This window comes from Micromonospora sp. WMMD961, from assembly GCF_029626145.1.
Taxonomy (GTDB): domain Bacteria; phylum Actinomycetota; class Actinomycetes; order Mycobacteriales; family Micromonosporaceae; genus Micromonospora.
On the sequence record NZ_JARUBJ010000002.1, the window covers coordinates 6,285,539 to 6,311,548 of the forward strand.

Genomic DNA, 26,010 nt, shown 5'->3' on the forward strand with positions numbered 1-26,010 from the left:
GCCGGTACCCGCCGTCGAACAGCCGACCCGGCAGAATGTAACCGTGGGGAACCTGACCGCGACCCGGCCGCCGCAGCCGTGGACCGCTCCGACCGCTTCCGACCCGGTGGCGGCGACGCTGCGCCTGCCCGGCTCCAAGTCGATGACCGCCCGCGCCCTGGTGCTCAGCGCGCTGGCCGCCGGCCCCTCGACGCTGGCCCGGCCACTGCGCGCCCGGGACACCGAGTTGATGGCCGGCGGCCTGCGGGCGATGGGCGCGCACGTCTCGATCAGCGACGACGAGCGCTGGCTGGTCCGACCGCACCCGCTGGTCGGGCCCGCGCACGTCGACGTGGGGCTGGCCGGCACCGTGATGCGGTTCGTGCCACCGGTGGCGGGCCTGGCCGACGGGCAGGTCACCTTCGACGGTGACCCGTACGTCCGCACCCGGCCACTCGGCCCGCTGGTCGGCGCGCTGCGCTCGCTGGGCGTCCGGATCGACGTCACCGGCACGGGCAGCCTCCCGCTGACCGTGCTCGGCACCGGCCGGGTCACCGGAGGCGAGGTGGTCATCGACGCGTCCGCCTCCAGCCAACTCGTCTCCGGGCTGCTGCTGGCGGCCCCGCGCTTCGACCGGGGCGTCGTGGTGCGCCACGTCGGCCCGCCGGTGCCCTCCGCGCCGCATCTTCGGATGACCGTGCAGATGCTGCGGGCCGCCGGCGCGGCGGTCGACGACAGCACCTCCGACGTCTGGGTCGTCGAGCCCGGCCCGCTCACCGGGCGCGCCTGGGAGATCGAGCCGGACCTCTCCGGCGCGGTGCCGTTCTTCGCCGCCGCCCTGGTCACCGGCGGTGAGGTGACCCTCCAGGGCTGGCCGTACAGCAGCGCACAACCGGTCGAGCAGCTCCGCTCGCTGCTGCAACGGATGGGCGGCGAGGTTGCCCTCACCACCGAAGGGCTGACCGTGCGGGGCACCGGCGTGGTGCACGGTCTGACCGCCGACCTGTCCGACGTCGGCGAGCTGACCCTCGTGCTGACCGCGCTGGCCATGCTGGCCGACTCACCGTCGGTCTTCACCGGCGTCGGGCACATCCGCGGCCACGAGACCGACCGGCTCGCCGCGCTGGCGCGGGAGTTCAGCGGGCTCGGGGCGGACATCACCGAGACACCGGACGGGCTGGAGATCCGGCCCCGCCCCCTGCGCGGTGGGACCTTCCGCACCTACCACGACCACCGGATGGCACACGCCGCCGCGGTGACCGGGCTCGCCGTCCCCGGCATCGAGCTGGACGACGTGGGCTGCACCTCCAAGACGATGCCCGAGTTCCCGGCACTATGGTCAGCGATGGTGACCGGAAAATGAGCGTCGGGCTTCCGGACGCTCACTGAGAGCTGACGCGAGAAGAGGACAGGTCCTGGCGACCAGACGGCGGGAGTACGACGAGGACGACGTACGGGTTCGGCCCGGTAAGTCGTCGCGTCCGCGTACGCGCACACGACCCCAGCACGCCGACGCGGTGGACGGCTTCGTCATCGCTGTCGACCGGGGGCGCTACACGTGCGTGCTGTCCGGGGCCGAACGCGGCGTGGTCGGGGCCGAGCTGCCCACTGTCACCGCGATGCGCGCCCGCGAGCTGGGCCGCAAGTCGGTGGTGGTGGGCGACCGGGTCAGCCTGGTCGGGGACACGTCCGGCGCGGAGGGTGCCCTGGCCCGCATCGTCCGGATCGCCGAGCGCCGCTCGGTACTGCGCCGCACCGCCGACGACGACGAGACCACCGCCGAGGGCCGGCTGGAACGGGTGGTGGTGGCCAACGCCGACCAGCTGGTGATCGTCAGCGCGTTGGCCGACCCGCCACCGCGTACCGGATTCATCGACCGCTGCCTGGTGGCCGCGTACGACGCGGACGTCGAGCCGCTGCTCTGCCTCACCAAGGCCGACCTGGCCGGGCCGGAAGAAGTGCTGGGTTACTACACCGAACTGGAGCTGCCGTACGTGCTCAACCGCCCCGACTCCGACCTGGCCGCGCTGCGCGCGCTGCTGAGCGGCAAGGTGTCGGTGCTGGTCGGGCACTCCGGGGTGGGCAAGTCGACGTTGGTCAACCGCCTCGTTCCCGACGCGCTGCGCGCGGTCGGCGTGGTGAGTGCGATCGGCCGCGGCCGGCACACCTCCACCAGCGCGGTGGCGCTGCGACTGCCACCGGTGCCGGGCGTCGACACCGACCCGGGTTGGATCATCGACACTCCGGGGATCCGCAGCTTCGGGTTGGCCCACGTGTCCGCCGACAGCCTGCTGCACGGCTTCCCGGACCTGGTGGAGGGCACCGTCGACTGCCCGCCCAACTGCCAGCACACGGCGGACGAGACCGACTGCGCCCTCGACGCCTGGGTGGCCGCCGGCAAGGCCGATCCGCGTCGGCTGGCGTCGTACCGCCGGCTGCTCGCCTCGCGGGCCGGCGAGGGTGACGCGCGCGGTGAGAGCGACCAGCGCGGGCCGGGCGAGGGTGACCGGCGCGGGCCCGACGAGTGAGCCGGCGGGCGTCGGCTAGGTTGCCGGGATGACCGGGTACGCCGACGACCTCGCCCTCGCCCACCTGCTCGCCGACCGGGCCGACGCCATCTCCACGGCCCGGTTCCGCGCGCTCGACCTGCACGTGGAGGCGAAGCCCGACCTGACTCCCGTCTCCGACGCGGACACCGCCGTGGAACGCGAGATCCGCGCCCTGCTGGCCGGGCACCGACCGGCGGACGGGGTGCTGGGTGAGGAGTACGGCGCCGAACTGTCCACCGACCCGGACGGCCGCCGATGGATCATCGACCCGATCGACGGCACCAAGAACTTCGTCCGCGGCGTGCCGGTCTGGGCCACCCTGATCGCGCTCTACGACGGCGACCGGCCGGCCGTCGGCGTGGTGTCCGCGCCGGCGCTGGGGCGGCGCTGGTGGGCGAGCGCGGGCGCGGGCGCGTACGCCGGTCCCGGTCCGGCCGCCGGCGAGCGGATCGGGGTGTCGTCGGTGCGCGGGATCGGCGACGCCAGCTTCTGCTACTCGTCCCTCGACGGGTGGGAGCGCGCCGATCGGCTCGACGCGATGCTCGATCTGATGCGGGCCACCTGGCGCAGCCGGGCGTACGGCGACTTCTACGGCTACATGCTGCTGGCCGAGGGGGCACTGGACGTGATGGTCGAGCCGGAGCTGTCGCTGTGGGACGTGGCGGCGTTGGTACCGATCGTCACCGAGGCGGGCGGCACGGTCACGGATCTGGCCGGTCGACCGGCCCCGGCCGGGGCGCCGGGCACCGACAGCAGTGTGGTGGCCACCAACGGTGTGCTGCACGCCGACATCCTCACCCGGCTCGATCGGCCAGCCGAGCGCTGACCCTCGGCAACCTCTATCCTCGCCACGTGGTCTCCTCCGGCTGGTGCTTCCTCGCGACGATGATCGTCGCGTACGGCTTCGCCAACCTCCTCCAGTCGGTGGCCGCGGCCCGCACCACGGTCCACCACACCTTCGATCCGGGCCTGCTGCTGCGCCTCGCCGGGCACCGGACCTACCTGGTCGGCCTGGGCTGCCAGATCGCCGGCTTCGTGTTCGCCTTCCTGGCCCGGCGGGATCTCCCGCTGTTCCTCGTGCAGGCCAGTGTGGCGGCCGGGCTCGGGGTGACCGCGATCCTCGGCGTGCTGGTGCTGAAGTGGCGACTACCGGCGGCGGAGGTGGTGTTGCTGGCGTTGCTCTTCGCCGGGATCACCGCGTTGGTGCTCTCCGCCCGCCCGGCGCCGTCACGCCAGCTCGGCACGGCCGGCTCGATCGCCCTGCTGGTGGCACTCGGCGTCATCGCGGTGCTCGGTGTCTTCGCCGTCCGACTGCACGGGGCACCGGGTTCGGTGGCGCTCGGCTCGCTGGCCGGGTTGGCGTTCAGCTCGGCGGCGGTCGCCGCTCGGCCGCTGGCATCCGCGTCGTCGGCCGAGGCCTTCCTCACCGACCCGCTGTTCTACCTGCTGATCGTCCACTCGATCGTCGGTCAACTGCTGCTCGGCCTGGCCATGCAGCGCGGCTCGACGACCGCGGCGGTCGCCGCGATGGACGCCGCCGGCGCGGTGCCGGCCGCGATCGTCGGCCTGCTGCTGCTCAACGACAAGATCTGGCCGGGCCGGGAGTGGCTGGCGGCCGTCGGCTTCCTGGTGACCCTGACCGCGGTGATCGGGTTGACCCGGTACGCGGAGCCGCAGCAGCAGCGTTCGGTGCCGCGCGGCCGGGATCGCGCGATGGTCGCCGCGACCCGTTCCGGCTGACTAGGCTTCGACCGGCTTGCGGCGGCTCACCACCCGCTCGTAGAGACGCTCCAACGCGCCTGCGGTCCGCTCCCACGTGTAGCTGCTGCGAACCCGGTCCACCGCGGCGTGCCCGTACGCGAAACGGCCGGCGTTGTCCGCGAGCAGCCGACGCAGCGAGACTCCGAGTGCCCGCACGTCTCCGGGAGGAACCAGTCGGCCGGTGACCTCGTCGACGACGGCGTCCGCCAGGCCGCCCATGGCGTAGCCGATGACCGGTACGCCGCAGGCCATCGCCTCCAGTGAGACCCGACCGGCCGAGGAGTAGTGCGGGGTGCAGGCGACCACGTCCGCCGACCGGTACCAGGTGGCCATCTGGTCGTGCGGAACCGCCCCGACGAGCCGTACCTGGTCGGCGACGCCGATCTGCTCGGCGAGCTCGCGCAGCCGTCGCGCCTCGGCGTGGTTGGCCAGTTGGTCGGCCGGCGGCCCACCGGCGATCACCAGTTCGGCGTCGCCGACCAGCCGCATCGCCCGGATCAGGTCCTCCTGGCCGTGCCCCGCCGACAGCGAGCCCACCGACAGGACGCGGGCCCGCTGTTCGCGGGGTGCCGCCTCGCCGTCGGGGTGGAACTGCTCGATGTCGACCCCGGCCGGGACCAGAGCGACGGAGCTGCGCTGCAGACCCATCCGGGTCAGCTCGTCGACCTCGTCGTTCGACTGGGCGACGGCGATGTCGACCGCCCGGGTGAGCGCCCGTTCCAGCGTGATCCGCTCCCCCGGCCCGTCGTAGTGGCCGCCCAGGTGCCGTAGTTGCTCGACGCCGAGCGAGTGGAACGTCTGCACCACCGGGATGTCGGTCTCCCGAACGGCGTGCGCGGCGGCCAGACCACCGACCCAGTAGTGCCCGTGCACCACCTCGGGTCGCCAGGCGCCGGACCACTCCTCGGTCAACCAGCGGCCGAACTCCGTCACGTAGGGGATCAGCTCGGCGGTGGAGAGCGGGGTGGGCGGGCCGGCGGGCACGCGGTGCACCTGGTAGCCGTCGACGTCGACCGTCGCCGGCAGTCCTGGATCGTCCCTGCGGTCGTAGAGCCGGACGTCGTGGCCCCGTTCGGCCAACTCGGCGGCGACCCGCGCGATGTGCTGGCGGGTGCCGACCGGTGGGCCGTCGGCGTGGCGGTACGAACTGGCGTGCGCGCAGACGAGGCCGACGCGCATGGGTCACCTCCCTGCGATCTTTCCTCGGCAGTGGTCCTCCCGGTCAGAGCGTCCCATTAACCCCCGGGCCCGGAGCCGAAACCTGGCAGATCAGGAAGAGTCCCCGCGAGTGCCGCCGACACTTGCGCCACGGCAAGCACAAACGGCACACCAGCCAACAGTTCGATGATGATCGACAACTGCCTGGTGGTATGAGCAGGCCCGGGCGGGGGTACCGCCCAGGAATGCCGCTGACCCGCACCCTCGACGATTCGACCGTTGTGATCACCGGCGCGTCCAGCGGGATCGGCACGGCGACCGCGTACGCGTTGGCCCGCCGGGGTGCCGCCGTCGTGCTGGCCGCCCGCAGCGAGCCGGCCCTGCGACAGGTCGCCCACCAATGCTGGGAGTTGGGCGGCCGGGCGCTGGTCGTACCCACCGATGTGACCGATCTGGAGTCGGTGCGACGGTTGGCCGATCGGGCGGCGGCTGAGTTCGGCCGGATCGACGCCTGGGTGAACAACGCCGCGGTGGGCGCGGTGGGCCTGTTCGACGAGATCCCGGTCGCCGAGTTCCGCCGCGTGCTGGAGGTCAACCTGCTCGGGACGGTGCACGGCATCAAGGCCGCGCTGCCCTACCTGGAGGCGGCCGGCGGCGGCGTGCTGGTCAACAACGCCTCGGTGCTGGCCGAGGTGGCGATGCCGTACCAGTCGGCGTACAACGCCACCAAGCACGGCATCCGGGGGTTGGCCGACACCGTCCGGCAGGAGTTGCGGGTCACCGGTCGCGGTCAGATCTCGGTCTGCACGGTGCTGCCGGCCACCATCGACACCCCGTTCTTCCGGCACGCGGCCAACCACACCGGCCGCGAACTGGTGCCACCGCCCCCGATCTACCCGCCGGAGGTGGTCGCCGAGACCATCGTCCGGCTGCTGCGCCGACCGCGCCGCGAGGCGTACGCCGGTGGCGCGGCCCGGCTGCTCGGCCTCCAGTGGCGGCTGGCGCCCGCGCTGGTGGAGCGCACCCTCGGCTGGTACGCCCACCGCACCCAGTTCGGTCCGGGGGCCCGGTTGGACAGCACCGGCAACATGTTCCACGCCGACGCCGACGCCCGCCGGGACGGCGGCTGGCACGGCCGACGCCGCCAGTTGGTGCGGATGACCGCGGCGTTCGGCCTGGCGGCGGCCGGCACGGCGGTGGGCACGATGGCGGCGATCAACCGCCGGTCCCGGTCGGTCCGCTGATGACCGCCACCGAGCGCCCGAACGCGCGAGCCGTCACCGGCGGGCCGGATGAGGCGACCACGGCGAACTGTCCCGTGGAGGTCGACGAGTCGTCGGCGGTGGTCCGGTTGACCGGTGTGCTCGACGCCGCCGCAGCCGAGGGGGTACGCCTCGCACTGCTCGCCCGACTCGCCGACCGGCCCGGTCCGGTGGTCGCGGACGTCACCGGGCTGCGGGTGGCCGACCCGACCGGGCGGAGCGTCTTCGCCGAGGTTCGCCGGGAGGTCGCCGACTGGCCGGCGGCGGATCTGCTGCTGTGCGACCCGGCGGCCGACCGGCCCGACCACACGGGCACCGTGCAGCCGACCGCCCCGACCACCGCGGCCGGGGACCAGGCCGCGCCGACGACGGTGGACGGGGTGCCGGCCTGGCCGACGGTGGACGGCGCGCTGGCCGCGGTCGCGGCGACGCCACTGGCGGCGGTGCTCACCGTCGAGCTGGCCCCGACGGTGGCAGCCGCCCGGCAGGCCCGTGAACTGGTCAGCACCGGTTGCCGGCGCTGGGGCGTGCCGGAATTGATCGACCCGGCGTGCATCGTGGTCACCGAGATGGTCAACAACGTGGTGGCGCACGCCCGGACCCCGATGACGGTCCGGCTCGCCCCGCAGGACGACACCCTGCACCTGGCGGTTCGCGACCACTCGCCGCACCGGCCGACGTTCGCCGGCCTGTCCCCGCCGGACCGGGCCGGCGGCCGTGGTCTGCTGCTGATCGACACGATGGCCCGTCGCTGGGGTAGCAGCGCCATAGGGGACGGCAAGGTGGTCTGGTGTGTTCTGCACCCGGACGACGAGGTGGCCCACCTGGGCTGACGGGGTGTTCCGCCCCGGATGCCGGTTTCGCCACCGCACGGCCTGCCGTGCTCCGGTTATGGCGGGAGGGCAGCGGGTAGTGGTCAGACATGCGCGACAACGAGTACCCGACCCCCGTGTCCGACACCGAGGCGCAAGGCCTGCCCGACACCGTCGATGACGACTCGACCGCCAACGACGACGTGCTCACCGGGCGCGAGGCGGACGGCCCGGACCCGGCCCAGCTGCCCGGCGACCGGACGCCGGTCGCGGTGGACCGGTTCGGGACGACCGCCGAGGAGCAGCTGGACGGGGAGTCGTTGGACTACAAGCTCGAACGAGAGGTCTACGAGCGGCCGGCGGACGACCCGCTGGCGGGGACGATCGACCCGAAGATCGCCTTCGAGGCGGACAACCTGGAGGCCGCCGCGGAGGCCCAGTTGGACGCCGACGTGATGGACCCCGGGCCGACTTCGGACCCGAACTCACCGGTGTCCCTCTACGACCACGGTCAGCTCGGCACTGTCGCCGACGCCACGGTCGGCCGGCTGGTCGAGCCGGACGAGGGTTCGCACACCGACCAGGAGACCGACTCGGTGGCGTACGACGCGGGTTCGGCCGGCGGCGGGGCGACCGCCGAGGAGTTGGCCATCCACGAGACGGAGCCGCCCCGCTCGGTCTGACCCGGGTCAGTCGTCCAGGCCCCGTTCGATGGCGTAGCGGGTCAACTCGACCCGGTTGTGCAGTTGCAGCTTCCCCAGGGTGTTCTGCACGTGGTTCTGGACCGTGCGGTGCGACAACCCGAGCCGCTGCGCTATCTGCTTGTACGACAGCCCCTTCGCCACCAGCCGCAGCACCTCCGTCTCCCGGTCGGTGAGCCGGGGCGTGGCGGGCTCCGCGCCGCCGCCCGGGTCGGCCTGACCCGGGTTGGCGGCCAGCCGGCGGTACTCGCCGAGGACGAGCCCGGCCAGGCCGGGGGTGAAGACCGTGCCGCCGGCGGCGGTGCGGCGGACCGCGTCGAGGAACTCGGCGGGCGCTGTCGACTTCACGAGGTAGCCGGTGGCCCCCGCCTTGACGGCGTCCAGCACGCTCTGCTGTTCGCCGCTGGCGCTGAGCATCAGCACCCGCACGTCGGGCAGGGCCGCGCGCAGGCCCAGGATCACCTCGACACCGGAGATGTCCGGTAGTTGCAGGTCGAGCACGACCACGTCGGGCCGGGCGGCGGCAGCCACCCGGACGGCCTGTCGCCCCTCGCCGCTGGTCGCCACCACCAGGAAGCCCGCCTCGGTGAGGTCGCGGGCGACGCCTTCCCGCCACATCGGATGGTCGTCGACCACCATCACCCGGGTCGGGGTCACCGCTGCGCCCTCGGCACTGTCAACTCGATCTCGGTGCCGGCGTCGGGGGCGGACACGATCCGTACCGTCCCGCCCACGTCGGCCACCCGACCCCGGATGGACTGGGTCACGCCGAGCCGGCCCTGCGCGGCGGCCTCGGCCAGCCGGCCGGCCGGGATGCCCGGCCCCTCGTCGCGGATCGACACGGTCACCGTCGCCCCCTCGTCCTCGATCAACACCCAGGCCCGCCCACCGGCGTGCCGGCCCACGTTGTCCAGGGCCGCGCCGGTCGCGGCGGCCAGCTCACCGGCCACCCACCTCGGCAGCGGCACCGGGGTGGCCGGTGCGGAGAGCGCCACCGCCGTCGAGGCGTACCGGCTGAGCAGGGTCCGCAGGTCCACCGCCGCCGCCTCGGTGCCGTCCGGGAGCGCGGCGGCGGCCGGGTCGGTGCCGGCGATCAGGGCCCGCAACGCGGCCTCCTGCTCGCCCGCCAGCCGGGCCAGCTCGCCGGCCTCGCCGGGCAGGTCGGCGCCCCGCCGCTGCACCAGCGCCAGCACCTGGAGCACCGAGTCGTGGATGCCCCGGGCCAGCCTCTCCCGCTCCCGGGTGGCAGCCTCCAACTCCACTGCGCGTTGCAGCCGTTCCTCGGCGCCCACCGCGAGCCGGGCCACGTGCCCCACCACCACTCCGGCGAGCAGCATCAGGATCACCCCGGTGAACGAGGACTGACCGATCCGCTCCCGGGTGGCCAGGTCCGCGCCGGCCACCAGCAGCGCGGCGATCGTGCCCCGCCGCCGCCCGCCGGAGACGGCCCAGGCCAGCACCGGGCCGGCCATCCAGGCAACCCCCATGGTGGGTACGCCGCTGGCGAGCGCCGCGCGACCGATCACCCACGGGGTGGCCAGTACGACGGCCAGCACCACGCCAAGGTCGGTCAGCAGCAGTGGCCAGCGCCGCCAGGCCGGCCGGGCGTACCCGATCGCGGTCAACCCGGTCCACGCCGCCATCACCAGGATCAGGGCGCCGACGGCGTACGGGTGGGCGTACCGGTCGGCGTCGCGCACCGCGAGCACGCAGACGTACGCCAGGGACGCCACCCGGAACACCGTGAGCGCACGCCACAGCGGCACCTCGAATCCACCCGGCGGCGACGGCATGGCGGTCAGGATGCCACAACCGGGTCAGCCGCACGGCGGGCAGCGAGTGCGGTTCGGGAAACCCTGACGTACGGTGGAAAAGCCGCGAAGTACTCCTAGATCCGCCGCCGGGACGGGCCCATGACCAACGCAGATCCGCACGCACCGCGTACGGTTGTGCCCATCGAACCTGCCCTCCTGATCACCGACGCCTTCGACCAGGCCCAGGTGACCGAAATCCGACACTCGGTCACCTCCTGCGCGCATGCCTGCGGGCTCACCGGCCAACGGCTGGACGATTTCGTGCTCGCCATCAACGAGCTGATCACCAACGCGGTCCGGCACGGTGGCGGGCGCGGATGGTTGCGGCTCTGGCACGAGGCGGACGCGCTGATCTGCGAGGTGGCCGACCATGGGCACGGGATCAACCCGCAGCGGCTGGGCGACCGCAGCCGGCCGGCCCCGGACACCGCCGGCGGTTGGGGGCTCTGGCTGGCCCGCGAGCTGACCGACGCCATGGACGTCGTCACCAGCACCGCCGGCACCACCGTGCGCGTCACCACCGGCCTCGTCAGCCAGAACCGCAGCACGTACTGACCCCCGCCCGGCCCGCACCGCCTCGTCGATCATGGACTTGTGGTGGGCGACAAAGTCAACAAAAGGTGCCAAACCAGGCACCATAACTCCATGATCGACCGGGTTGGGGTGCGGGCACAGTCAGCCGAAGAGGGCGGAGACGGACTCGCCGTTGTGGATCCGACGCATGGCCTCGGCCAGGGCCGGCGCCACCGACAGGACCTGCAGCTCGGGCACCCGCTTGGCGGCCGGAATGGGCACCGTGTTGGTGCAGACGATCTCCAGGACGCCGTCCTGATCGCTGAGCCGCCGCAGGGCGTCGTCGGAGAAGAGGCCGTGCGTGCAGGCGAGCCGGATCGACCTGACCTTGAGGCCGCGCAGATGCTCCATCAACTCGACCACCGTGCTGCCCTTGGCGATCTCGTCGTCCAGCACGATGACGTCCCGGTCGGCCACCTCGCCGATCACCGCACTGATCTTGACCAGGTCGTCGCTGAACCGCTGCTTCGCCCCGGCCGCGACCGGCGTACCGAGCAGCCGGGCGAAGGCCGCCGCCTCCTTGGCGTTGCCCAGGTCGGGTGAGACCACCACGGTGTTGCTCAGGTCGTAGCGCTGGAAGTGGGTGGCCAGCTCCCGCAACGCGTGCAGGTGATCCACGGGGACGCTGAAGAAGCCGTGCACCTGCGGCGAGTGCAGGGTCATCGCGAGCACCCGGTCCGCACCGGCCGACGTGAGTAGATCGGCGACCAGCCGGGCGCCGATCGAGATCCGTGGCGCATCCTTCTTGTCCGATCGGGCGTACGCGTAGTGCGGCAGCACGACCGTGATCCGGCCGGCGGAGGCACCCCGCGCCGCGTCGATCATCAGCAGCAGCTCGACCAGGTTCTCCTGCACCGGCGGCACCAGCGGCTGGATCAGGAAGACGTCCCGCTCGCGGCAGTTGGCCTGCAACTGCACTTCCAGGCAGTCGTTCGCGAACCGGGAGACCCGCACCGGGTGCAGCGGCACCCCCAGGTGGGCGCAGATCTCGGCGGCCAGGTCGGGGTGGGCAGTTCCACTGAAAACGGCGATGTCGCGCACGTTCGCACATCGTAGGCGACGCGCACGGCGGTGGCCGGCACCGGGCCGCGACCGACCGTGACGCAGCTCGCACCACGCCGTCGGTCCGGGTACGGTGCTGCGGTGACCCCCCAGTACGTCGCCGCCATCGACCAGGGCACCACCTCCTCGCGGTGCATCGTGTTCGACCAGGCCGGGGACATCGTCGCCGCGGCCCAGCGCGAACACCGGCAGATCTTCCCCCAGCCCGGCTGGGTGGAGCACGACGCCGAGGAGATCTGGGACAACGTCCAGCAGGTGGTCGCCGAGGCGCTGCGGGCCGCCGGCACCGACGCGGCCGGGCTGGCCGCCGTCGGCATCACCAACCAGCGGGAGACCACAGTCGTCTGGGACCGGTCCACCGGCCGGCCGGTGGCCAACGCCGTCGTCTGGCAGGACACCCGCACCGGGCCGCTGCTGCGCGAGCTGGCCTCGGCGTACGGCGAGGAGCGGTTCCGGTCCCGCACCGGCCTGCCGCTGGCCACCTACTTCGCCGGGCCGAAGCTGTGCTGGCTGCTGGACGAGGTCGACGGCCTGCGCGAGCGCGCCGAGCGCGGCGAGGTCCTCTTCGGCACCATGGACAGCTGGCTGATCTGGAAGCTGACCGGCGAGCACGTCACCGACGTGACAAACGCCAGCCGGACCATGCTGATGGACCTCACCACCCTGGACTGGGCCCCGGACCTGCTGGACGCGATGGGCGTCCCGGCGGCGATGCTGCCGGAGATCCGCTGCTCGGCCGAGGTGTACGGCACGGCCACCGGCGTGCTCGCCGGGGTGCCGGTGGCCAGCGCTCTCGGTGACCAGCAGGCCGCCCTGTTCGGGCAGACCTGCTTCCAGCCGGGCGAGGCGAAGTGCACCTACGGCACCGGGAGCTTCCTGCTGCTCAACACCGGCGCCACCCCGGTCCCGTCGACGCACGGCCTGCTCACCACGGTCGCCTACCGGATCAAGGACCAACCCCCGGCGTACGCCCTGGAGGGCGCGATCGCCGTCACCGGCTCGCTGGTGCAGTGGCTGCGGGACAACCTCGGGTTGATCTCCAATGCGGCCGAGGTGGAGGAGTTGGCGCGCACGGTGGACGACAACGGGGGCTGCTACGTGGTGCCGGCGTTCTCCGGGCTGTTCGCCCCGCACTGGCGCAGCGACGCCCGTGGGGTGATCGCCGGTCTGACCGGCTACATCACCAAGGGGCACCTGGCCCGGGCGGTGCTGGAGGCGTCGGCGTGGCAGACCCGCGAGGTGGTCGACGCGATGGACGCGGACTCCGACGTGGCGCTGCGCCGACTCCGCGTAGACGGTGGGATGACCGCCAACGGGCTGCTCATGCAGTTCCTCGCCGACGTCCTCGACGTGCCGGTCGTCCGGTCCCGGATCACCGAGACCACCTGCCTGGGCGCCGCGTACGCGGCAGGGCTGGCGGTCGGCTTCTGGCCCGACCTGGCCACGCTGCGGGCGCAGTGGCGCTCCGACGCGCAGTGGGAGTCGACCATGGCGGCAGACCTGCGCGAAGAGGAGCTGCGCCAGTGGCGCAAGGCCGTGCAACGCACCCTGGACTGGGTGGACTGACCTCAGCTGCCGGTGCGGACCCGCGCCACGAACGCGCGCCAGGCCGCCGGCGCGAAGGTGAGGACGGCACCGGCGCGGTCGGTGGAGTCACGGACCAGCACCTGTTCTGGCAGGTTGTCGGCCACCTCGACGCAGGTGTCACCGCCGTTGCCGGACCGGGTCGACACGCGCCACCGAGGGGTGGGGGCGGAGTTCACAGCTCGTTCACCAGCTTTCCGACCAGCTCGACTGACACGCCCGCCGGCAGGGCCTCGCCCAGCAGCGTGTCCCACATCGTCCTGATGGTATCAACGGTGTCGGTCCGGTCGACGATCTGACCGAAGACCCCGTCGATGTAGGCCACCTCGTCGCCGTCGGGCAAATTGGCCAGCACGAAGCCGCCGGCCAGCCCGGGGTGCGCGCCCACGCCGGCGGCAATCACGTAAAGCCGGATGTGGGGCAGGGTGGCCAGCTCGACCAGCCGTTCCAACTGGGCGAGCTGGACGTCCCGATCGCCGACCACGCGGCGCAGCGCGGTCTCGTCGACGACCGCGGTGAACCGCTTCGGGGTCGGGCCGGTCAGCAGCTCCTGGCGGGCCAGCCGGCCGGCGACCAGTTGGGCGACCTGCTCCGGGGTGTGGGTGCCCTGGGCGCTGAGCACCGCGTGCGCGTACGCCTCGGTCTGGAGCAGGCCCGGCACCAGCGACGGTTGAACGGTGCGGAGGGCGACCGCCTCTGCCTCGATCCCCCGCCACTGCGCGAACCAGGCCGGCGACTCCTGCCGGGCCGCCACCGCCAGCAACTCGGCCAACACCCCGCCGGTCTCCAGCGCCGCGTCCGCCGCCTCGGCGAACTGCGGGGTGGGTCGGCGTCGCCCGGTCTCGATCGCCGCGATGGTGGACGGACTCCACCTGATCAGCTCCGCCAGGGCCTCCTGCGAGACGCCCGCACCGGCCCGGGCCGCCTTGAGCGCCCTGATCCACATGTCGCCGTTCATCCGACCGCCCCAGACTCCACTAAGAGTGATGAGTTCATCCTCGACGGTGACGACGGTCAGGTCCAGCGGGTACGGCGACAGCGCGGCGTCCCGGTCACTCCCAGCGGTTGCCGGTGAGCTTCTCGTAGACGTCGATGTAGCGCGCCCGGGTCGCCTCGACCACCTCGGCCGGCAGGTCCGGGGCCGGGCCCTGCTTGTCCCAGCCGCTACCGGTGGCCCAGTCCCGCACGTACTGCTTGTCGTAGGAGAACTGCACCCGTCCCGGCTGGTACGACTCGGCTGGCCAGAACCGCGACGAGTCGGAGGTGAGCAGCTCGTCGGCGAGGACCAGCGTGCCGTCCGGCGCCCAGCCCAGCTCGAGCTTGGTGTCGGCGACCAGGATGCCCCGGTCGGCGGCCAGCTCCGCGCCGCGCCGGTAGACGTCGAGGGTGATCTGCCGCAGTCGCTCGGCGGTCGCCTCGCCCACCTTGTCCACCACGTCGTCGTACGTGATGGGTTCGTCGTGCTCGCCCATCGGCGCCTTGCTCGACGGTGTGAAGATCGGCTCGGGCAGGATCGACGCCTCGCCCAGCCCTCGCGGCAGTGGTACGCCGGAGACCGCGCCGGTCCGCTCGTACTCCCGCAGGCCGCCGCCGGTGAGGTAGCCGCGGGCGACGCACTCGACCGGGAGCATGTCCAGCCGCTGGCACCGGATGGCCCGCCCGGCGAACTCGGCGGGCACGTCGGTGGCGGAGATGACGTGGTTCGGCACCAGGTCGGCGAGCTGCTCGAACCACCACAGCGAGAGTGCGGTGAGCAGGCGACCCTTGTCTGGGATAGGCGTGGGCAGCGCCACGTCGTAGATCGAGATGCGGTCCGAGGCGACCAGGATCAGGTCCTCGCCGTCGGCGTAGACATCCCGAGCCTTGCCAGAGTGCAGAAGTTCCACGCGCCCTAGTACACCATGCGGTGTCGGTCAGCCCGATTCGACCACCTGCGCGAGGGGGTGACCGGACGGACGTTGACACCCTCGTGCGCTGCCTGCGTGAATGGTCCGACCGCTGCCCCCGCAGGTCCAGGAGACCCCCGTGCCCGTTGTGCGACCCCCGTTCGACCGCCTCGGCGCCGACCCGGGCCGACGCCGACTGCTCGGCGCGCTGCTCGGCGCTCCTCTGCTCGCGTCGGGTGGGCTGGCCGGATGCAGCGACGGCGCCACCACGTCGACCCAGGACGGGCCGGTCGAGCTGTCGGTCTTCTGGTGGGGCAGCGCCAAGCGGGCCGAGATCACCGAGAAGGTGCTGCGCCTCTACTCGGATCGCAACCCCCGGGTCACCTTCCGGGTCACCTGGCAGGGCGCCGAGGGCTACTACGACCGCCTGGCCACCCAGGCGGCGGGTGGCAACGTCCCGGACCTGATCCAGATCGACGACGCGATGCTGACCGAGTACGCCCAACGCCAGATCATCCTCGACCTCAGCGACCGGGTCGCCGACCACCACCTGGACCTGCGGGGCCTGCCGGAAGGGCTGGTCCGCTACGGCACGGTCGAGGGGCGGACGATGGCGGTGGCCAGCGGGCAGACCCACATGAGCGTGGTCTTCAACCGCGACCTGCTGCAGGAGCTGCGGGTGCCCGAGCCCCGTGGCGGGATGACCTGGGCCGAATACCTCTCCTGGGCGGGGCAGGTCACCGACGCCAGTGACGGCCAGGTGGCCGGCACCATGGACGCGTCCGGCGACTACCGGGCGCTCTGGCTCTGGCTGCGGTCGAGGGGCGGTGAGTTCTACCGGGGCAACCAGATCGGTTTCGGCGCGGACGAGCTGATCGCGTGGTTCGAGCTGTGGCAGCAGGCCCGCGCCGAACGGGCCACGCCGGGCGGGGCGCTCATCGAGCAGGCGGACAGCGGGGAGCCGGGCCGGCAACCGGTGGTCACCGGGTTGACCGCCGCGTCCTTCGCCTGGTCCCATCAGCTGCCGGAGCTTCAGCGACTCACCGATGCCGAGCTGGGCCTGACCGGCCTGCCGGGGGCACCCGGCGCCCAGTGGGCGCGGGCATCGATGTACTGGGCCGCATTCCGCGGCACCCGCCACCCGAACACCGTCGTCGACGTGATCAATTTCCTGACCACGAACGGCGAGGCCGGCACGGTCCTGGGCCACGAGCGCGGGCTGAACGCCAGCCTCGCTGTCCGTAGCTACGCCGAGGGCAGCATCACCGACCCGGCCCAGCGGCGGGCCGCCGCGTTCGGCGCCAGCATCGCCGACCTGCTCGGGCCGGCACCGGCGCCACCACCCCAGGGGCATGCCAAGGTGCGCACCCTGCTGGTCACCGCCGCCGAGCGCATCCGCGTCAGGCGGGACGGCACCCGGGAGGCCACCGCGCGTTTCCTGTCCCAGGCCATCGCGGCCCTGGCGGTGTGAGCGCCGGCGGCCGGCTTCAGGGCCGGCCGCCCGGGACCTGGCGTCGGTTAGCGGGGCGGACCGCCCCGGCGGTTGCGCATCAGACGCAGCACCAGGAACACGACGATCGCGACCACCACCAGGCAGCAGAGCAGCGGGAGGATCCCGAAACCGCTGCGGCCCCGCCGCCGGGCGGCCTCCACCACCAGCTCGCCGGTGCCCGTGGACGCCCAGGCCGCGACGGGCACGAAGACCGCCAGCACGGCCCCACCGAGGACCGCGCTGAGCCGGCCCCACCACTTACCGAAGGAAGACATGTGCCCATCCTCGCCGAAGGGCGCAACCTCGGCACGTCTGTCCGCGCCGAATGACGGAGCCGAGATCGTGGGCAACGTTCCCGCAACGCCCCGGCAACGATGATGATCTTTACATGGGTCTCCGCAGGTGATCGGATTCGATCCATGGTCAACTCTGTAGTCAGTGCGTGGATCTCTCGCACCCGGAGATCTGCGGCGGCAGCGGTAGGCGTCACCCTCGTCGCCGCTCTCCTCACCCCGACGGCGGCGCACGGCGCCCCACCGCCTCCGGCGACACCCGCCGCCACCGGCAACGCACACCGCGCACCAGTCACGGTCACGCTGATCACCGGCGACCGGGTGACGGTGACCCCCGGCGTCAACGGCGCGACCCCCTCGGTGGACGTCACACGCGCGCCCGGCGCCACCGGGGCCGTACGGGTCTCCACCGAGGGCGGGGACACCTATGTGTACCCCGACGAGGCGATGCCCTACCTCGCGACCGGCCGACTCGACAAGCAGCTCTTCGACGTCACCCAACTGATCGCGCAGGGCTTCGACGACGCACGCACCAGCGAACTCCCCCTGATCGTCACCCGCTCCACCGACTCAGCGACGCGCCGGACCGGCACCACACTGCCGGGCGCGCAGACCACACTGGAGCTTCCCTCGGTCCGCGGCGAGGCAGTGCGCGCCCGACGGTCACAGGCGGCGGACTTCTGGTCCGCTCTCACCGGCGGTGGACAGTCACCGGCCGGCCTCCGCGCCGCCACCTCGACCCCGTCCTTCACGGCGGGCGTCGACAAGGTGTGGCTCGACGGTAAGGCCAAGGCCGCCCTCGCCGACACCACCTCGCAGGTCGGCGCACCGGCGGCCTGGGCGGCCGGAGGCACCGGCAGCGGTGTGCGGGTCGCCGTCCTGGACAGCGGCGTGGACACCACCCACCCCGACCTCGTGGGCCAGGTGGTGGCGTCCCGGAGTTTCATCCCCGGCCAGGACGTGATCGACCACAACGGGCACGGCACCCACACCGCGTCCACCGTCGCCGGGACGGGCGCCGCCTCGGACGGTAAGGAGCGGGGGGTCGCTCCCGATGCCGACCTGGTGGTCGGCAAGGTCCTCGACGAGTTCGGGAGCGGCTCGATCTCAGGGATCATCGCGGGCATGGAGTGGGCGGCGCGCACCGAGCACGCCAAGGTGATCAACATGAGCCTGGGCGTCAGCGCGTGGCACACGCAGGACGACCCGCTGAGCCAGGCCGTGAACCAGCTGACCGCCGAGACAGGCGCGCTCTTCGTCGTCTCCGCCGGCAACGGCGGTCCCGATCCGTACACCCTCGGCGCGCCGGGCACCGCGGACGCCGCGCTCACCATCGGCGCGGTGGACGCCTCCGACCACCTGGCCGACTTCTCCAGCGTCGGGCCGCGCGCCAACGACGAGGCCCTCAAGCCCGACATGACCGCCCCCGGCGTGGACGTGCTGGCAGCGCGCTCGCAGCACCTCCCCTGGGGCGAGGGCTACTACCGCGTGGACAGTGGCACCTCGATGGCCGCACCCCACGTCGCCGGGGCGGCTGCCCTGCTGCTGCAGAAGCACCCCACCTGGAGCGCACGGCAGATCAAGGACGCGCTGATGAGCACCAGCGTCCGCACACCGGACTACAACGCGTACCAGGCCGGCAGCGGTCGACTGAACGTGGCCGCCGCCTACCACCAGGACCAGGTCGTCGCGACCGGCTCGGTGGACGCCGGCCTCGTCCGGTGGGCTCCCGGCACCGCACCTCAGCCGATCACCCGGAAGATCAGCTACACCAACACGACGGCCAACCCGGTCACCCTGGCTCTCGCCGTCGAACACGGCGCCACCTCCGCACGAACGTTCACGGTGGCCGCCGACAGCGTCACGGTGCCCGCTCACGGCACCGCGACCGTCGACGTCGTGGTGGACCCGGAAGGCCTCCCCTCGGGCCGGTACTCCGCCCAGGTCGCGGCGCGCTTCCCAGCCGGCGAGGTACACACGGCCGTCGGGATCGCTGTCGAGTCCAAGAAGCACGACCTCACCATCCACCTGAAGGACCGCGCCGGTCGACCCATGAGCGGCGAGGTCGAGATCGTCAACGCCGAGACGGGCTCCACGTTCATGTGGGTCAACGACGGAAAGCTCACCAGTCGCCTGGCTCCCGGCTCGTACACCGTCGTCGCCGCAGCGGACGTGGAGGGTCTGAACGGTCCCCGCTCCCTCGGCCTCGCGATGCTGACCGCCCCCGAGGTCGACCTGACGACGGACCGGGTCGTGGAACTCGACGCCAGACGGGCCCGCCAGGTGAAGGTGGCGACACCGCAGCCGACCGCCGTCGTCAACAGCAGGATCGACGTCTACCGGTCCTTCACCTCCGCCGAACCGACGCCCACCGACTGGGGCGCCCTGAAGGAGACCTTCTGGCCCGGCGCCACCTACGACAGCCTGTGGGCGCTCCCGACCAAGGGCAAGGTGAAGAAGGGCAGCTTCGTCCTCACCACCCGGATCCGCGCCGCGCAGACGCCACTGGCGATCAGCTACGACGGCCGTCACCTCGGCGACCCCCTCGTGCAGCCTGGCTCGTTCGCACTGCCCGACGGCACGACTCGCCTGGACGCCGTCTTCGCGGGGGTGGGCGCGACGTCCGACTACGCCGGTCTGTCCGCGCGGGGCAAGGCCGTGGTCGTCCGCGGCAGCGACTCGGTGACCCCCATGGACCAGGCGACCGCGGCGCACACCGCCGGTGCGGCGATGCTCCTCGTGGTCAACGACCGCGACGGTCGCAAGAGTGACTGGTACGGCAACCCCGACGGCGTGACGACCGGGCAGGTCCCGGTCGCCTCGCTGACCATGGACCAGGGCGAGGCGTTGATCCAGAAGATCACCGCCGGCGGTCGCAAACCGGTACGGCTGACCGTCGTGGCCCACCCTGCGGCGAAGTACCTGTACGACCTGGTCGACTACCACCGTGGAGGGGTGCCCGCCGACCCCTCCGCCAAGACCGGTCCCCGCGACCTCGCACGGATCGATCTCACCTTCTCCCCTCCCCCGGGGAAGCAGTCCAGCGAGAGCCGGGTGGACTTCCCGCCGTACGAGTACGGGGCGGCACGCTCGTTCCCGTTCCAGCCGGTGGTGCCGGGTCCGCGTACCGACTGGGTCTCCGCAGGCGACGGCGTCACGTGGATGCAGTACGCCGACGTCGCCGACTGGGCGCGGTCCAACACGGAGGCGATCGCCTACCGGCCGGGCAGTGTGCAGAAGGACCGCTGGTTCGGGCCGATCACCCGGCCACGCATGCTCAGCACCGAGATCCCCTTCCGCGGTGAGACCGCCATGAGCGCCTACATCCAGGGGTTCGGCGATGCGGGAGCCGCGCACAGCGGCGGCGCCAGCATGTCGCAGATCGCCACGTTCTACCAGGGCGACAAGCAACTGACCCGGTTCGACGGTTGGCCGGAGATCGGCGCGGGTGACCTGTCGCCGGAGAAGCTGCCGTACCGGTTGGTCGTCGAGACCACTGGCAAACCGGAGTTCAGCCCGTACTCGACCGCCACGCACACCGAATGGCGCTTCATCTCCGGCGGCAGCGCGGAGGTGCAGGCCATCCCGCTGGTCCAACTGGACTACGGAACGGACGTGGACGCCGCCGGTCGCGCGAAGCGTGGGAGCGACTTCTCGATCACGCCCGTGGTGGTGGGAAGCACCGCCGCCCGGGACGCGGTGTCCTCGCTCCGGCTGGAGGTCTCCTACGACGACGGGAAGACCTGGCAGCGGCAGGACCTGAAGGAGAAGAAGGGCACCTGGCGGGTCTTCCTGGACGCGCCGCACCGGGCCGACTTCGTGTCGATCCGGGTCACCGCCGAGCAGCGCAACGGTGGCGGCGTCACCCAGACCGTCACCCGCGCCTTCGGCCTGAGGTAGAACCCGCGAAGGGCCGGCACCTGCCAGGCGCCGGCCCTTTCCGGATCTCGTACCGAAGAGAGGCACCAAACAAGCCCGGCCCCCACATCGTGGGGGCCGGGCTCATGTCATTTCCATTTGTAGCGGGGACAGGATTTGAACCTGCGACCTCTGGGTTATGAGCCCAGCGAGCTACCGAGCTGCTCCACCCCGCGTCGACTGGTCAAGACTAACCCATGCCGTGCCGGCGATGATCAGCGGGGTCACCGGCCGCCGCCAGGGCGATGCCCGGAACGGTGAAAGCCCGCCTCCGGCGAACCGGAGACGGGCTTTCGTTCGTAGCGGGGACAGGATTTGAACCTGCGACCTCTGGGTTATGAGCCCAGCGAGCTACCGAGCTGCTCCACCCCGCGTCGGCTCGATAACCGTAGCGCACCACCCCCGGGCCCCGCAAAACGACAACCGAATCCCCCGGATCGCGGTCCGGGACACCGTGGTCAACCGAGCCAGGCCCGGATGGCGGCGACAGCGCGGCGACTGTCCGCGTCGACCTGCGTCCGCTGGCTGGAGGTGTTCTCCCAACCCTGCTCCCAGAGAACGGTCACCACGTCGCCGACCCGGATCGCCCGGACCAGCCGCACGTCCTGTACACCGGTCGGGTCGCCGTTGACGTCCTGCCCCGGGCTGCGCATCTCGAACAGCACCGACTCGTCGCCGTACCCGCTGTCGGCGAGCAGCCGCTGCGTGCTCCGCGACGGCGTGTCACCGCCGGGCCGGTTCTGCTCGGGGCAGTCCCGCACCGCCTGCCGCAGCTCGTCCAGCGCGTCGTCGGCGCGTCCGGCCCGGTAGATGGTGATGGAATGCGTGTAGGTGCCGTCCGGGACGTACCCCTCACCGGGGTTCTGCGGCAGCTTGTAGACCAGCAGCCGGGTTCGGCGGTGCACCACCGCCTCACTCGGGATGCGCGCCCCACACAGCTCCGGCAGCACGGCCAGGTCCCGGAATTCCGGCGCGATGCCGATCTGGTTGGCTGCCGCGAGCGTGAAGAACGCCCGATCCGGGATGCTGGTCGGCGTCCTGGGCGGCGGCGCACCGGTGACGCCGGGAGGCGTCGCCGTCGTGCCCGAGGAGCGTCCAGGCGTTGTCGGCGAGGCGGGCGGTGATGGCGAACCGCCGGTCACGCTCGGCGACGGCGACACGGATGGCGACGCCGGCGGCGTGAGCGTGCCGGCCGGCGAGGGTACGGTCGCCGACTGCGGAGCGACCACCTGGGTCCCGACAGCCACGCCCACCACCACCAGGGCCACGGCAAGGGTGCTCCCGGCGGCACGCAGCCGGGCCCGACGGTCCGCCTGGTGTCGCAGCACGTCGGGGACGCCCAGATCGCGAGCGTCGGCGTCGGCGGCGAGGGACCGGTACATCTCAGACAGTTCACGCGGGGACATCGGTGGCCTCCAGTTCCACGACGGCCAGATCGGGCAGCAACGCGGCGAGTCGGGCCCGGCCGCGGGAGAGCCACGACTTCACCGTGCCAACCGGCACGTCGACCTCTCGGGCGATCTCCTCGACCGGCATGTCGAACAGGTAGTGCAGCGCCAACACCCGCCGGTGGGTTGCCGGCACCTGACGCAGAGCCTGGACCAGCAGCACGCTGTCCTCGTTGGGCGGCGGGACCGGCGGCGGAGGCCCGGCAAGCCGCAGCGCGCCACGCAGGCCACCCAGCCGCCGCCAGCGGTCGGTCGCCAGGCGGGACACCACCAGCCGCAGCCACGCCTCCGGCGCCGGATGCGCCGACAAGCTCCCCCACTGCCGCCAGGCCCGGGCGTACGCCTCCTGCACCAGGTCCTGCGCCTCGTTGTGGTCGCCGGTGACCGCATAGCCGTACCGCACCATCCGCCTCGCGGTGCTGCGGTAGAAGTCATCGAAGCTCTGCGCGTCCCTCACGACTGCTCCCCCTCATCCCACCCCGTTGCAATGAGGACGGCGGAGTCGTGCCGCAGGTTGCGGTCCGACCGAACCTGTCGGTGAGGTGACAGACGGGCACACCACCGGACGCGGCGGAGCCCCCGCCGCCGGACCGGTGCGGTCCGACGACGAGGGCTCCGAGACGTGCTCCCCGCTGTGGGGATCAGCCGCCGGGGCTCGGCGACGCGCCACCACTGGCAGTGCCTGCGGCCTGCTGCGCCTGCTGGAACGCGGTGAGCGCCTCGTCCAGGGCCTTCAGCGCGCGCCCGTACCGCTCGAAGTCGCCGGACGCCTGCGCGGCCCGGACCTCGGTGATCGCGGTCTGCACCCGGTCCGCGGCAGCGGCCAGGTCACCGGTCGGCGGCGGGGTGCCGGCGCTCGGCGTGGGCGTCGGCGCGCCGGTCCCGGTGGGCGTCGGTGTCGGTGTGGGTGTCGGCGTCGTGGGGTTGCCCCCGGTGTTCGGCGGCGGCGACGTGCCCTGCCCGGCCTTCTTACCCTGTTCGACCAACTGCTTGATGCCGTCGTCGATGTTGTCGGCGAGCACCACGAAGGAGCCACCGTCACCGTAGGAGACCAGCACCTTCTGCAACAGCGGGTACGCGTCCTGCTGGTTGCTCTTCACGTAGACCGGCTCGACGTAGAGCATGCCGTCGCCGAAGGGCAGCGAGAGCAGGTTGCCGTACTGCACCTGCGCCTGGTTGCTGGACAGCAGGTTGAGCTGCTGACGGATGTTCGCGTTGTTGGTCATCTGCTGGTGCACCTGCACCGGGCCGGAGATCCGGGTCTGGTCCGGCAACTCCAGCACCTCCAACCGGGGCTTGCCGTCGACGTACGACCCGGAGATCAGCGCGGCGAGGTTCTGCCGGCCGTTCGGGGTGACCGCCGAGGTGAGCTGGAACCGGGGGCCCTCCTGCCCGGGGAACTGGGTGAACAGGTAGTAGGGCGGCTGCTTCTGGCCGCTGTCCGGAGCGTCCGGCACATTCGGCACCTGCCAGAAGTCCTGTGCCGAGTAGAAGTCGCCCGGGTTGGTCACGTGGAACTTGGTGAGCAGGTTGCGCTGCACCTTGAACATGTCCGCCGGGTAGCGGAAGTGCTCGTTCAGCTCCACCGGGATGTCCGCCTTCGGCTGGATCAGGTCACCGCCGAACGCCTTGTTCCACGCCTTGAGCACCGGGTCGGTGTCGTCGTACTCGTAGAGCTTGACGGTGCCGTCGTACGCGTCGACGGTCGCCTTCACCGAGTTACGCATGTAGTTCACGTTCTCCCGGGCCAGCTGGAACGTGCCCCGGTTGGTCAGCTCGTCCGTCGTCTCGGTCTGCAGGTTGACCCGCTCGGCGTACGGGTAGCTGGCCGCCGTGGTGTAACCGTCGACGATCCACTGGACCCGACCGTCCACCACCGCCGGGTACGGGTCGCCGTCCAGGGTGAGGAACGGCGCGACCTTCTCCACCCGGTCCCGAGGGTTGCGCACGTAGAGCAGCTTGGAGTCCTTGTTGACCGCCTCGGAGAGCAGGAAGTTCGACTCCTGCTCCTTGATGGCGTACAGCAGGCGACGGGCGAAGGAGCCGATCTCGACGCCGCCCTCGCCGGTGTAGGTGTAGGACTCGCCGCCACCCTCACCGACCGGCCGGTCGAACTCGGCCTTCTTGTTCGGGTCGGACTGCCCGACGATCGCGTAGTCGTCCGCCGCCATCCGCTCGCCGTAGTAGATCCGCGGCTGCTTGGCCGTGATCTGCTCGGTCTGCGAGGAGCACGCCTCCTGGGTCTTCTCGCCGAGGAAGCCGGAGACGAAGAACGGCTGCCCGCCGCAGACCACCTGGTTCGCCGGGGCGGCCACCAGCCCGTACCCGTGGGTGTAGACGGTGTGCCGGTTGATCCAGGTGTTCTGCTGATCGGTCAGCTCGCCGTAGTTGATCTCCCGGACGCCGACCACGTAGTCGGAGACCTTGCCGTTCACCCCGTACCGGTCGATGTCCAGCTTGGGGCCGAAGTCGTAGAAGCCACGCACCTGCTGGAGCTGGGTGTACGTCTCGCTGACCAACTGCGGGTCGAGCAGCCGCACGTTCGGCACCACCGACGTGTCGGTGGCCAGGCTCGCCGGTGGGGTGAGGTTGTTCGCCGCGTACGCCGTCGTCTCGGTGACCCCCAGCCCGAACGCCGCCCGCGTCGCGTCGATGCTGCGTTGGATGTACGGCGCTTCCTTGTCCTTCGCGCTCGGCTTCACCTCGAAGGTCTGCACCGCCCAGGGGTAGATGCCACCGATGGCCACCGCGGAGACGCCGAGCAGCGCCAGCGAGATGCCCGGCCAGACCAGGTTCCGCATCCAGGCGTTGGAGAAGACGATGATCGCGATCGCCACCACGATCGAGATGTAGGCCAGGATCTCCTTCGCCGGCAGCAGCGCGTTGACATCGGCGTAGCCGGCGCCGTAGAGCTTGACGCCCTCGTTGTACTCCAGCAGCATCGCCCGGCGGTCCAGCACGTACGCGATGGCCTTCAACAACACGAAGACGGCGACCAGGCTGCTCAGGTGCGCGCGGGCCGCGTTGCTCATCCGGTCCCCGACACCCTGCAGGCGAACCCCGCCGAACAGGTAGTGCACCGCCAGCGCGCCGATCACCGCCAGCACCACAGCGGTGAAGGCGACCCCGAGCAGGTAGCGCCAGAACGGCAGCTGGAAGACGTAGAAACCGATGTCCACCCCGAACTCCGGGTCCTTGACCCCGAAGTCACCGCCGTTGCGGAACAGCATCCACTGGTCCCACCGGTTCTGCGCGGAGAGGCCGGCGAAGAGCCCGACCACCGCGGCGGTCAGCGCGATCCAGGTGCCGAGTCGCGGGCTGAGCACCATCCGGTAGCGCTCCAGGGTCGCCTGCTCCACCGAGTGCGGACGCAGCCGCGGACGCAACCGGTGAGCCAGCCACAGGTTGCCACCGACGATCACCGCCATGCCGAGCCCGACGGCGAGGAACAGCGCCAGCCGGGTGAGCAGGACTCCGGTGAAGACCTCGGTATAGCGGACCTCGTCGAACCAGAGCCAGTCGGTCCACGCCTGGACACCCCACCCGAGCAGGGTGAAGAGCACGAACACCCCGACCAGGACAGCGATGGTGACGCGCCCGCGCCGGCTCATCCTCGGAAGGGGGCTGCTGCTACGCATGACCACTGTTGGCTCCGCACGCTCGATGTGATCGGCTCCGACCAGGCACCCAGAGTACGGGGTGATCCTGAGCGTGTCGG

The 26,010-nt window shown here is 71.9% G+C and carries 22 protein-coding genes and 2 tRNA genes; 11 read left to right on the top strand and 13 right to left on the bottom strand.

Annotated features, from left to right (window positions below; translation table 11 throughout):
- The first annotated feature begins 43 nt into the window (after window positions 1–43).
- From aroA to O7614_RS28680, 4 genes are all read left to right on the top strand, one after another.
- Entirely contained in the window at window positions 44–1,342 is a 1,299-nt protein-coding gene (gene aroA / locus O7614_RS28665) for a 3-phosphoshikimate 1-carboxyvinyltransferase (RefSeq protein ID WP_278141510.1), read from the top strand.
- Window positions 1,343–1,496: 154 nt separating this feature from the next.
- Window positions 1,497–2,507 carry a ribosome small subunit-dependent GTPase A gene (rsgA, locus tag O7614_RS28670; RefSeq protein ID WP_278141511.1) on the top strand — a complete coding sequence of 337 codons (1,011 nt, stop codon included), beginning with the start codon at window positions 1,497–1,499 and terminating at the stop codon, window positions 2,505–2,507.
- Window positions 2,508–2,535: 28 nt separating this feature from the next.
- The gene (gene hisN / locus O7614_RS28675; protein ID WP_278141512.1) at window positions 2,536–3,354 is read left to right on the top strand and encodes a histidinol-phosphatase; all 819 of its coding nucleotides are present in this window, start codon (window positions 2,536–2,538) and stop codon (window positions 3,352–3,354) included.
- Window positions 3,355–3,413: 59 nt separating this feature from the next.
- Entirely contained in the window at window positions 3,414–4,268 is an 855-nt protein-coding gene (locus tag O7614_RS28680) for a hypothetical protein (RefSeq protein WP_278142418.1), read from the top strand.
- Here O7614_RS28680 and O7614_RS28685 read toward each other — a convergent pair whose 3' ends face one another.
- Window positions 4,269–5,468 carry a glycosyltransferase gene (locus O7614_RS28685; protein WP_278141513.1) on the bottom strand — a complete coding sequence of 400 codons (1,200 nt, stop codon included), beginning with the start codon at window positions 5,466–5,468 and terminating at the stop codon, window positions 4,269–4,271.
- A 224-nt stretch (window positions 5,469–5,692) separates the two neighbouring features.
- Here O7614_RS28685 and O7614_RS28690 point away from each other — a divergent pair, with 224 nt between their 5' ends.
- The 3 genes from O7614_RS28690 (at window position 5,693) to O7614_RS28700 (ending at window position 8,204) form a co-directional block, all read left to right on the top strand.
- On the top strand, window positions 5,693–6,691 hold the full coding sequence (locus O7614_RS28690; protein ID WP_278141514.1) for an SDR family oxidoreductase: 999 nt from the start codon (window positions 5,693–5,695) through the stop codon (window positions 6,689–6,691).
- Entirely contained in the window at window positions 6,691–7,542 is an 852-nt protein-coding gene (locus O7614_RS28695; protein ID WP_278141515.1) for an ATP-binding protein, read from the top strand. Before O7614_RS28690 ends, O7614_RS28695 begins: the two co-directional genes overlap by 1 nt.
- An 89-nt stretch (window positions 7,543–7,631) precedes the next feature.
- Window positions 7,632–8,204, top strand: coding sequence for a DUF5709 domain-containing protein (locus tag O7614_RS28700; protein ID WP_278141516.1), 573 nt, complete (start codon window positions 7,632–7,634; stop codon window positions 8,202–8,204).
- 6 nt (window positions 8,205–8,210) lie between these two features.
- Here the strand turns inward: O7614_RS28700 and O7614_RS28705 are convergent, their stop codons facing one another.
- Window positions 8,211–8,861, bottom strand: a complete 651-nt coding sequence (locus O7614_RS28705) for a response regulator transcription factor (protein ID WP_278142419.1) — start codon at window positions 8,859–8,861, stop codon at window positions 8,211–8,213.
- Between the two features lie 14 nt (window positions 8,862–8,875).
- Window positions 8,876–10,015, bottom strand: coding sequence for a DUF5931 domain-containing protein (locus O7614_RS28710; RefSeq protein ID WP_278141517.1), 1,140 nt, complete (start codon window positions 10,013–10,015; stop codon window positions 8,876–8,878).
- Window positions 10,016–10,135: 120 nt separating this feature from the next.
- Here O7614_RS28710 and O7614_RS28715 point away from each other — a divergent pair, with 120 nt between their 5' ends.
- On the top strand, window positions 10,136–10,591 hold the full coding sequence (locus O7614_RS28715) for an ATP-binding protein (protein WP_278141518.1): 456 nt from the start codon (window positions 10,136–10,138) through the stop codon (window positions 10,589–10,591).
- Between the two features lie 120 nt (window positions 10,592–10,711).
- Here the strand turns inward: O7614_RS28715 and O7614_RS28720 are convergent, their stop codons facing one another.
- On the bottom strand, window positions 10,712–11,650 hold the full coding sequence (locus O7614_RS28720) for a ribose-phosphate pyrophosphokinase (protein WP_278141519.1): 939 nt from the start codon (window positions 11,648–11,650) through the stop codon (window positions 10,712–10,714).
- A 102-nt stretch (window positions 11,651–11,752) separates the two neighbouring features.
- On the opposite strand from O7614_RS28720, the gene glpK reads away from it, so the two are divergent.
- Entirely contained in the window at window positions 11,753–13,237 is a 1,485-nt protein-coding gene (gene glpK, locus O7614_RS28725; protein WP_278141520.1) for a glycerol kinase GlpK, read from the top strand.
- Between the two features lie 2 nt (window positions 13,238–13,239).
- On the opposite strand, the gene O7614_RS28730 is transcribed toward glpK, so the two are convergent.
- From O7614_RS28730 to O7614_RS28740, 3 genes are all read right to left on the bottom strand, one after another.
- Window positions 13,240–13,404 (bottom strand): DUF397 domain-containing protein, encoded by a 165-nt coding sequence (locus tag O7614_RS28730; RefSeq protein WP_347404383.1) that lies wholly within the window; start codon window positions 13,402–13,404, stop codon window positions 13,240–13,242.
- A 26-nt stretch (window positions 13,405–13,430) separates the two neighbouring features.
- Window positions 13,431–14,213, bottom strand: coding sequence for a helix-turn-helix transcriptional regulator (locus O7614_RS28735; RefSeq protein WP_278141522.1), 783 nt, complete (start codon window positions 14,211–14,213; stop codon window positions 13,431–13,433).
- 94 nt (window positions 14,214–14,307) lie between these two features.
- Window positions 14,308–15,141, bottom strand: coding sequence for a phosphoribosylaminoimidazolesuccinocarboxamide synthase (locus O7614_RS28740; protein ID WP_278141523.1), 834 nt, complete (start codon window positions 15,139–15,141; stop codon window positions 14,308–14,310).
- Between the two features lie 139 nt (window positions 15,142–15,280).
- Here O7614_RS28740 and O7614_RS28745 point away from each other — a divergent pair, with 139 nt between their 5' ends.
- Complete coding sequence (locus tag O7614_RS28745) at window positions 15,281–16,612, top strand: extracellular solute-binding protein (RefSeq protein WP_278141524.1); 1,332 nt, start codon at window positions 15,281–15,283, stop codon at window positions 16,610–16,612.
- Window positions 16,613–16,659: 47 nt separating this feature from the next.
- Here O7614_RS28745 and O7614_RS28750 read toward each other — a convergent pair whose 3' ends face one another.
- On the bottom strand, window positions 16,660–16,908 hold the full coding sequence (locus tag O7614_RS28750; protein WP_088950039.1) for a hypothetical protein: 249 nt from the start codon (window positions 16,906–16,908) through the stop codon (window positions 16,660–16,662).
- A 144-nt stretch (window positions 16,909–17,052) separates the two neighbouring features.
- On the opposite strand from O7614_RS28750, the gene O7614_RS28755 reads away from it, so the two are divergent.
- Window positions 17,053–20,826: a S8 family serine peptidase gene (locus O7614_RS28755; RefSeq protein ID WP_278141525.1), complete on the top strand. Its 3,774-nt coding sequence runs from the start codon at window positions 17,053–17,055 to the stop codon at window positions 20,824–20,826.
- Between the two features lie 120 nt (window positions 20,827–20,946).
- On the opposite strand, the gene O7614_RS28760 is transcribed toward O7614_RS28755, so the two are convergent.
- The 5 genes from O7614_RS28760 to O7614_RS28780 all read right to left on the bottom strand — a co-directional run bounded on the left by O7614_RS28760 (window position 20,947) and on the right by O7614_RS28780 (window position 25,930).
- Window positions 20,947–21,020 (bottom strand) — tRNA-Met (locus O7614_RS28760).
- A 124-nt stretch (window positions 21,021–21,144) separates the two neighbouring features.
- Window positions 21,145–21,218: transfer RNA gene (locus O7614_RS28765), tRNA-Met, on the bottom strand.
- A gap of 84 nt (window positions 21,219–21,302) precedes the next feature.
- A complete protein-coding gene (locus O7614_RS28770; RefSeq protein WP_278141526.1) occupies window positions 21,303–22,226 on the bottom strand; it encodes a hypothetical protein in 924 nt (307 codons plus the stop codon).
- Between the two features lie 10 nt (window positions 22,227–22,236).
- Window positions 22,237–22,749, bottom strand: coding sequence for a SigE family RNA polymerase sigma factor (locus O7614_RS28775; protein ID WP_278141527.1), 513 nt, complete (start codon window positions 22,747–22,749; stop codon window positions 22,237–22,239).
- 184 nt (window positions 22,750–22,933) lie between these two features.
- The gene (locus tag O7614_RS28780; RefSeq protein ID WP_278141528.1) at window positions 22,934–25,930 is read right to left on the bottom strand and encodes a UPF0182 family protein; all 2,997 of its coding nucleotides are present in this window, start codon (window positions 25,928–25,930) and stop codon (window positions 22,934–22,936) included.
- Between the last annotated feature and the right edge of the window lie 80 nt (window positions 25,931–26,010).

What these genes read in the sequence shown, in the direction of transcription:
- hisN (WP_278141512.1), top strand. Translation starts at nt 2,536, where the DNA reads ATGACCGGGTACGCCGACGACCTCGCCCTCGCCCACCTGCTCGCCGAC.
- O7614_RS28680 (WP_278142418.1), top strand. Translation starts at nt 3,414, where the DNA reads ATGATCGTCGCGTACGGCTTCGCCAACCTCCTCCAGTCGGTGGCCGCG.
- O7614_RS28685 (WP_278141513.1), bottom strand. Translation starts at nt 5,468, where the DNA reads ATGCGCGTCGGCCTCGTCTGCGCGCACGCCAGTTCGTACCGCCACGCC.
- O7614_RS28690 (WP_278141514.1), top strand. Translation starts at nt 5,693, where the DNA reads ATGCCGCTGACCCGCACCCTCGACGATTCGACCGTTGTGATCACCGGC.
- O7614_RS28695 (WP_278141515.1), top strand. Translation starts at nt 6,691, where the DNA reads ATGACCGCCACCGAGCGCCCGAACGCGCGAGCCGTCACCGGCGGGCCG.
- O7614_RS28700 (WP_278141516.1), top strand. Translation starts at nt 7,632, where the DNA reads ATGCGCGACAACGAGTACCCGACCCCCGTGTCCGACACCGAGGCGCAA.
- O7614_RS28705 (WP_278142419.1), bottom strand. Translation starts at nt 8,861, where the DNA reads ATGGTGGTCGACGACCATCCGATGTGGCGGGAAGGCGTCGCCCGCGAC.
- O7614_RS28710 (WP_278141517.1), bottom strand. Translation starts at nt 10,015, where the DNA reads ATGCCGTCGCCGCCGGGTGGATTCGAGGTGCCGCTGTGGCGTGCGCTC.
- O7614_RS28715 (WP_278141518.1), top strand. Translation starts at nt 10,136, where the DNA reads ATGACCAACGCAGATCCGCACGCACCGCGTACGGTTGTGCCCATCGAA.
- O7614_RS28735 (WP_278141522.1), bottom strand. Translation starts at nt 14,213, where the DNA reads ATGAACGGCGACATGTGGATCAGGGCGCTCAAGGCGGCCCGGGCCGGT.
- O7614_RS28750 (WP_088950039.1), bottom strand. Translation starts at nt 16,908, where the DNA reads ATGTCTTCCTTCGGTAAGTGGTGGGGCCGGCTCAGCGCGGTCCTCGGT.
- O7614_RS28755 (WP_278141525.1), top strand. Translation starts at nt 17,053, where the DNA reads ATGGTCAACTCTGTAGTCAGTGCGTGGATCTCTCGCACCCGGAGATCT.
- O7614_RS28770 (WP_278141526.1), bottom strand. Translation starts at nt 22,226, where the DNA reads ATGTACCGGTCCCTCGCCGCCGACGCCGACGCTCGCGATCTGGGCGTC.
- O7614_RS28780 (WP_278141528.1), bottom strand. Translation starts at nt 25,930, where the DNA reads ATGCGTAGCAGCAGCCCCCTTCCGAGGATGAGCCGGCGCGGGCGCGTC.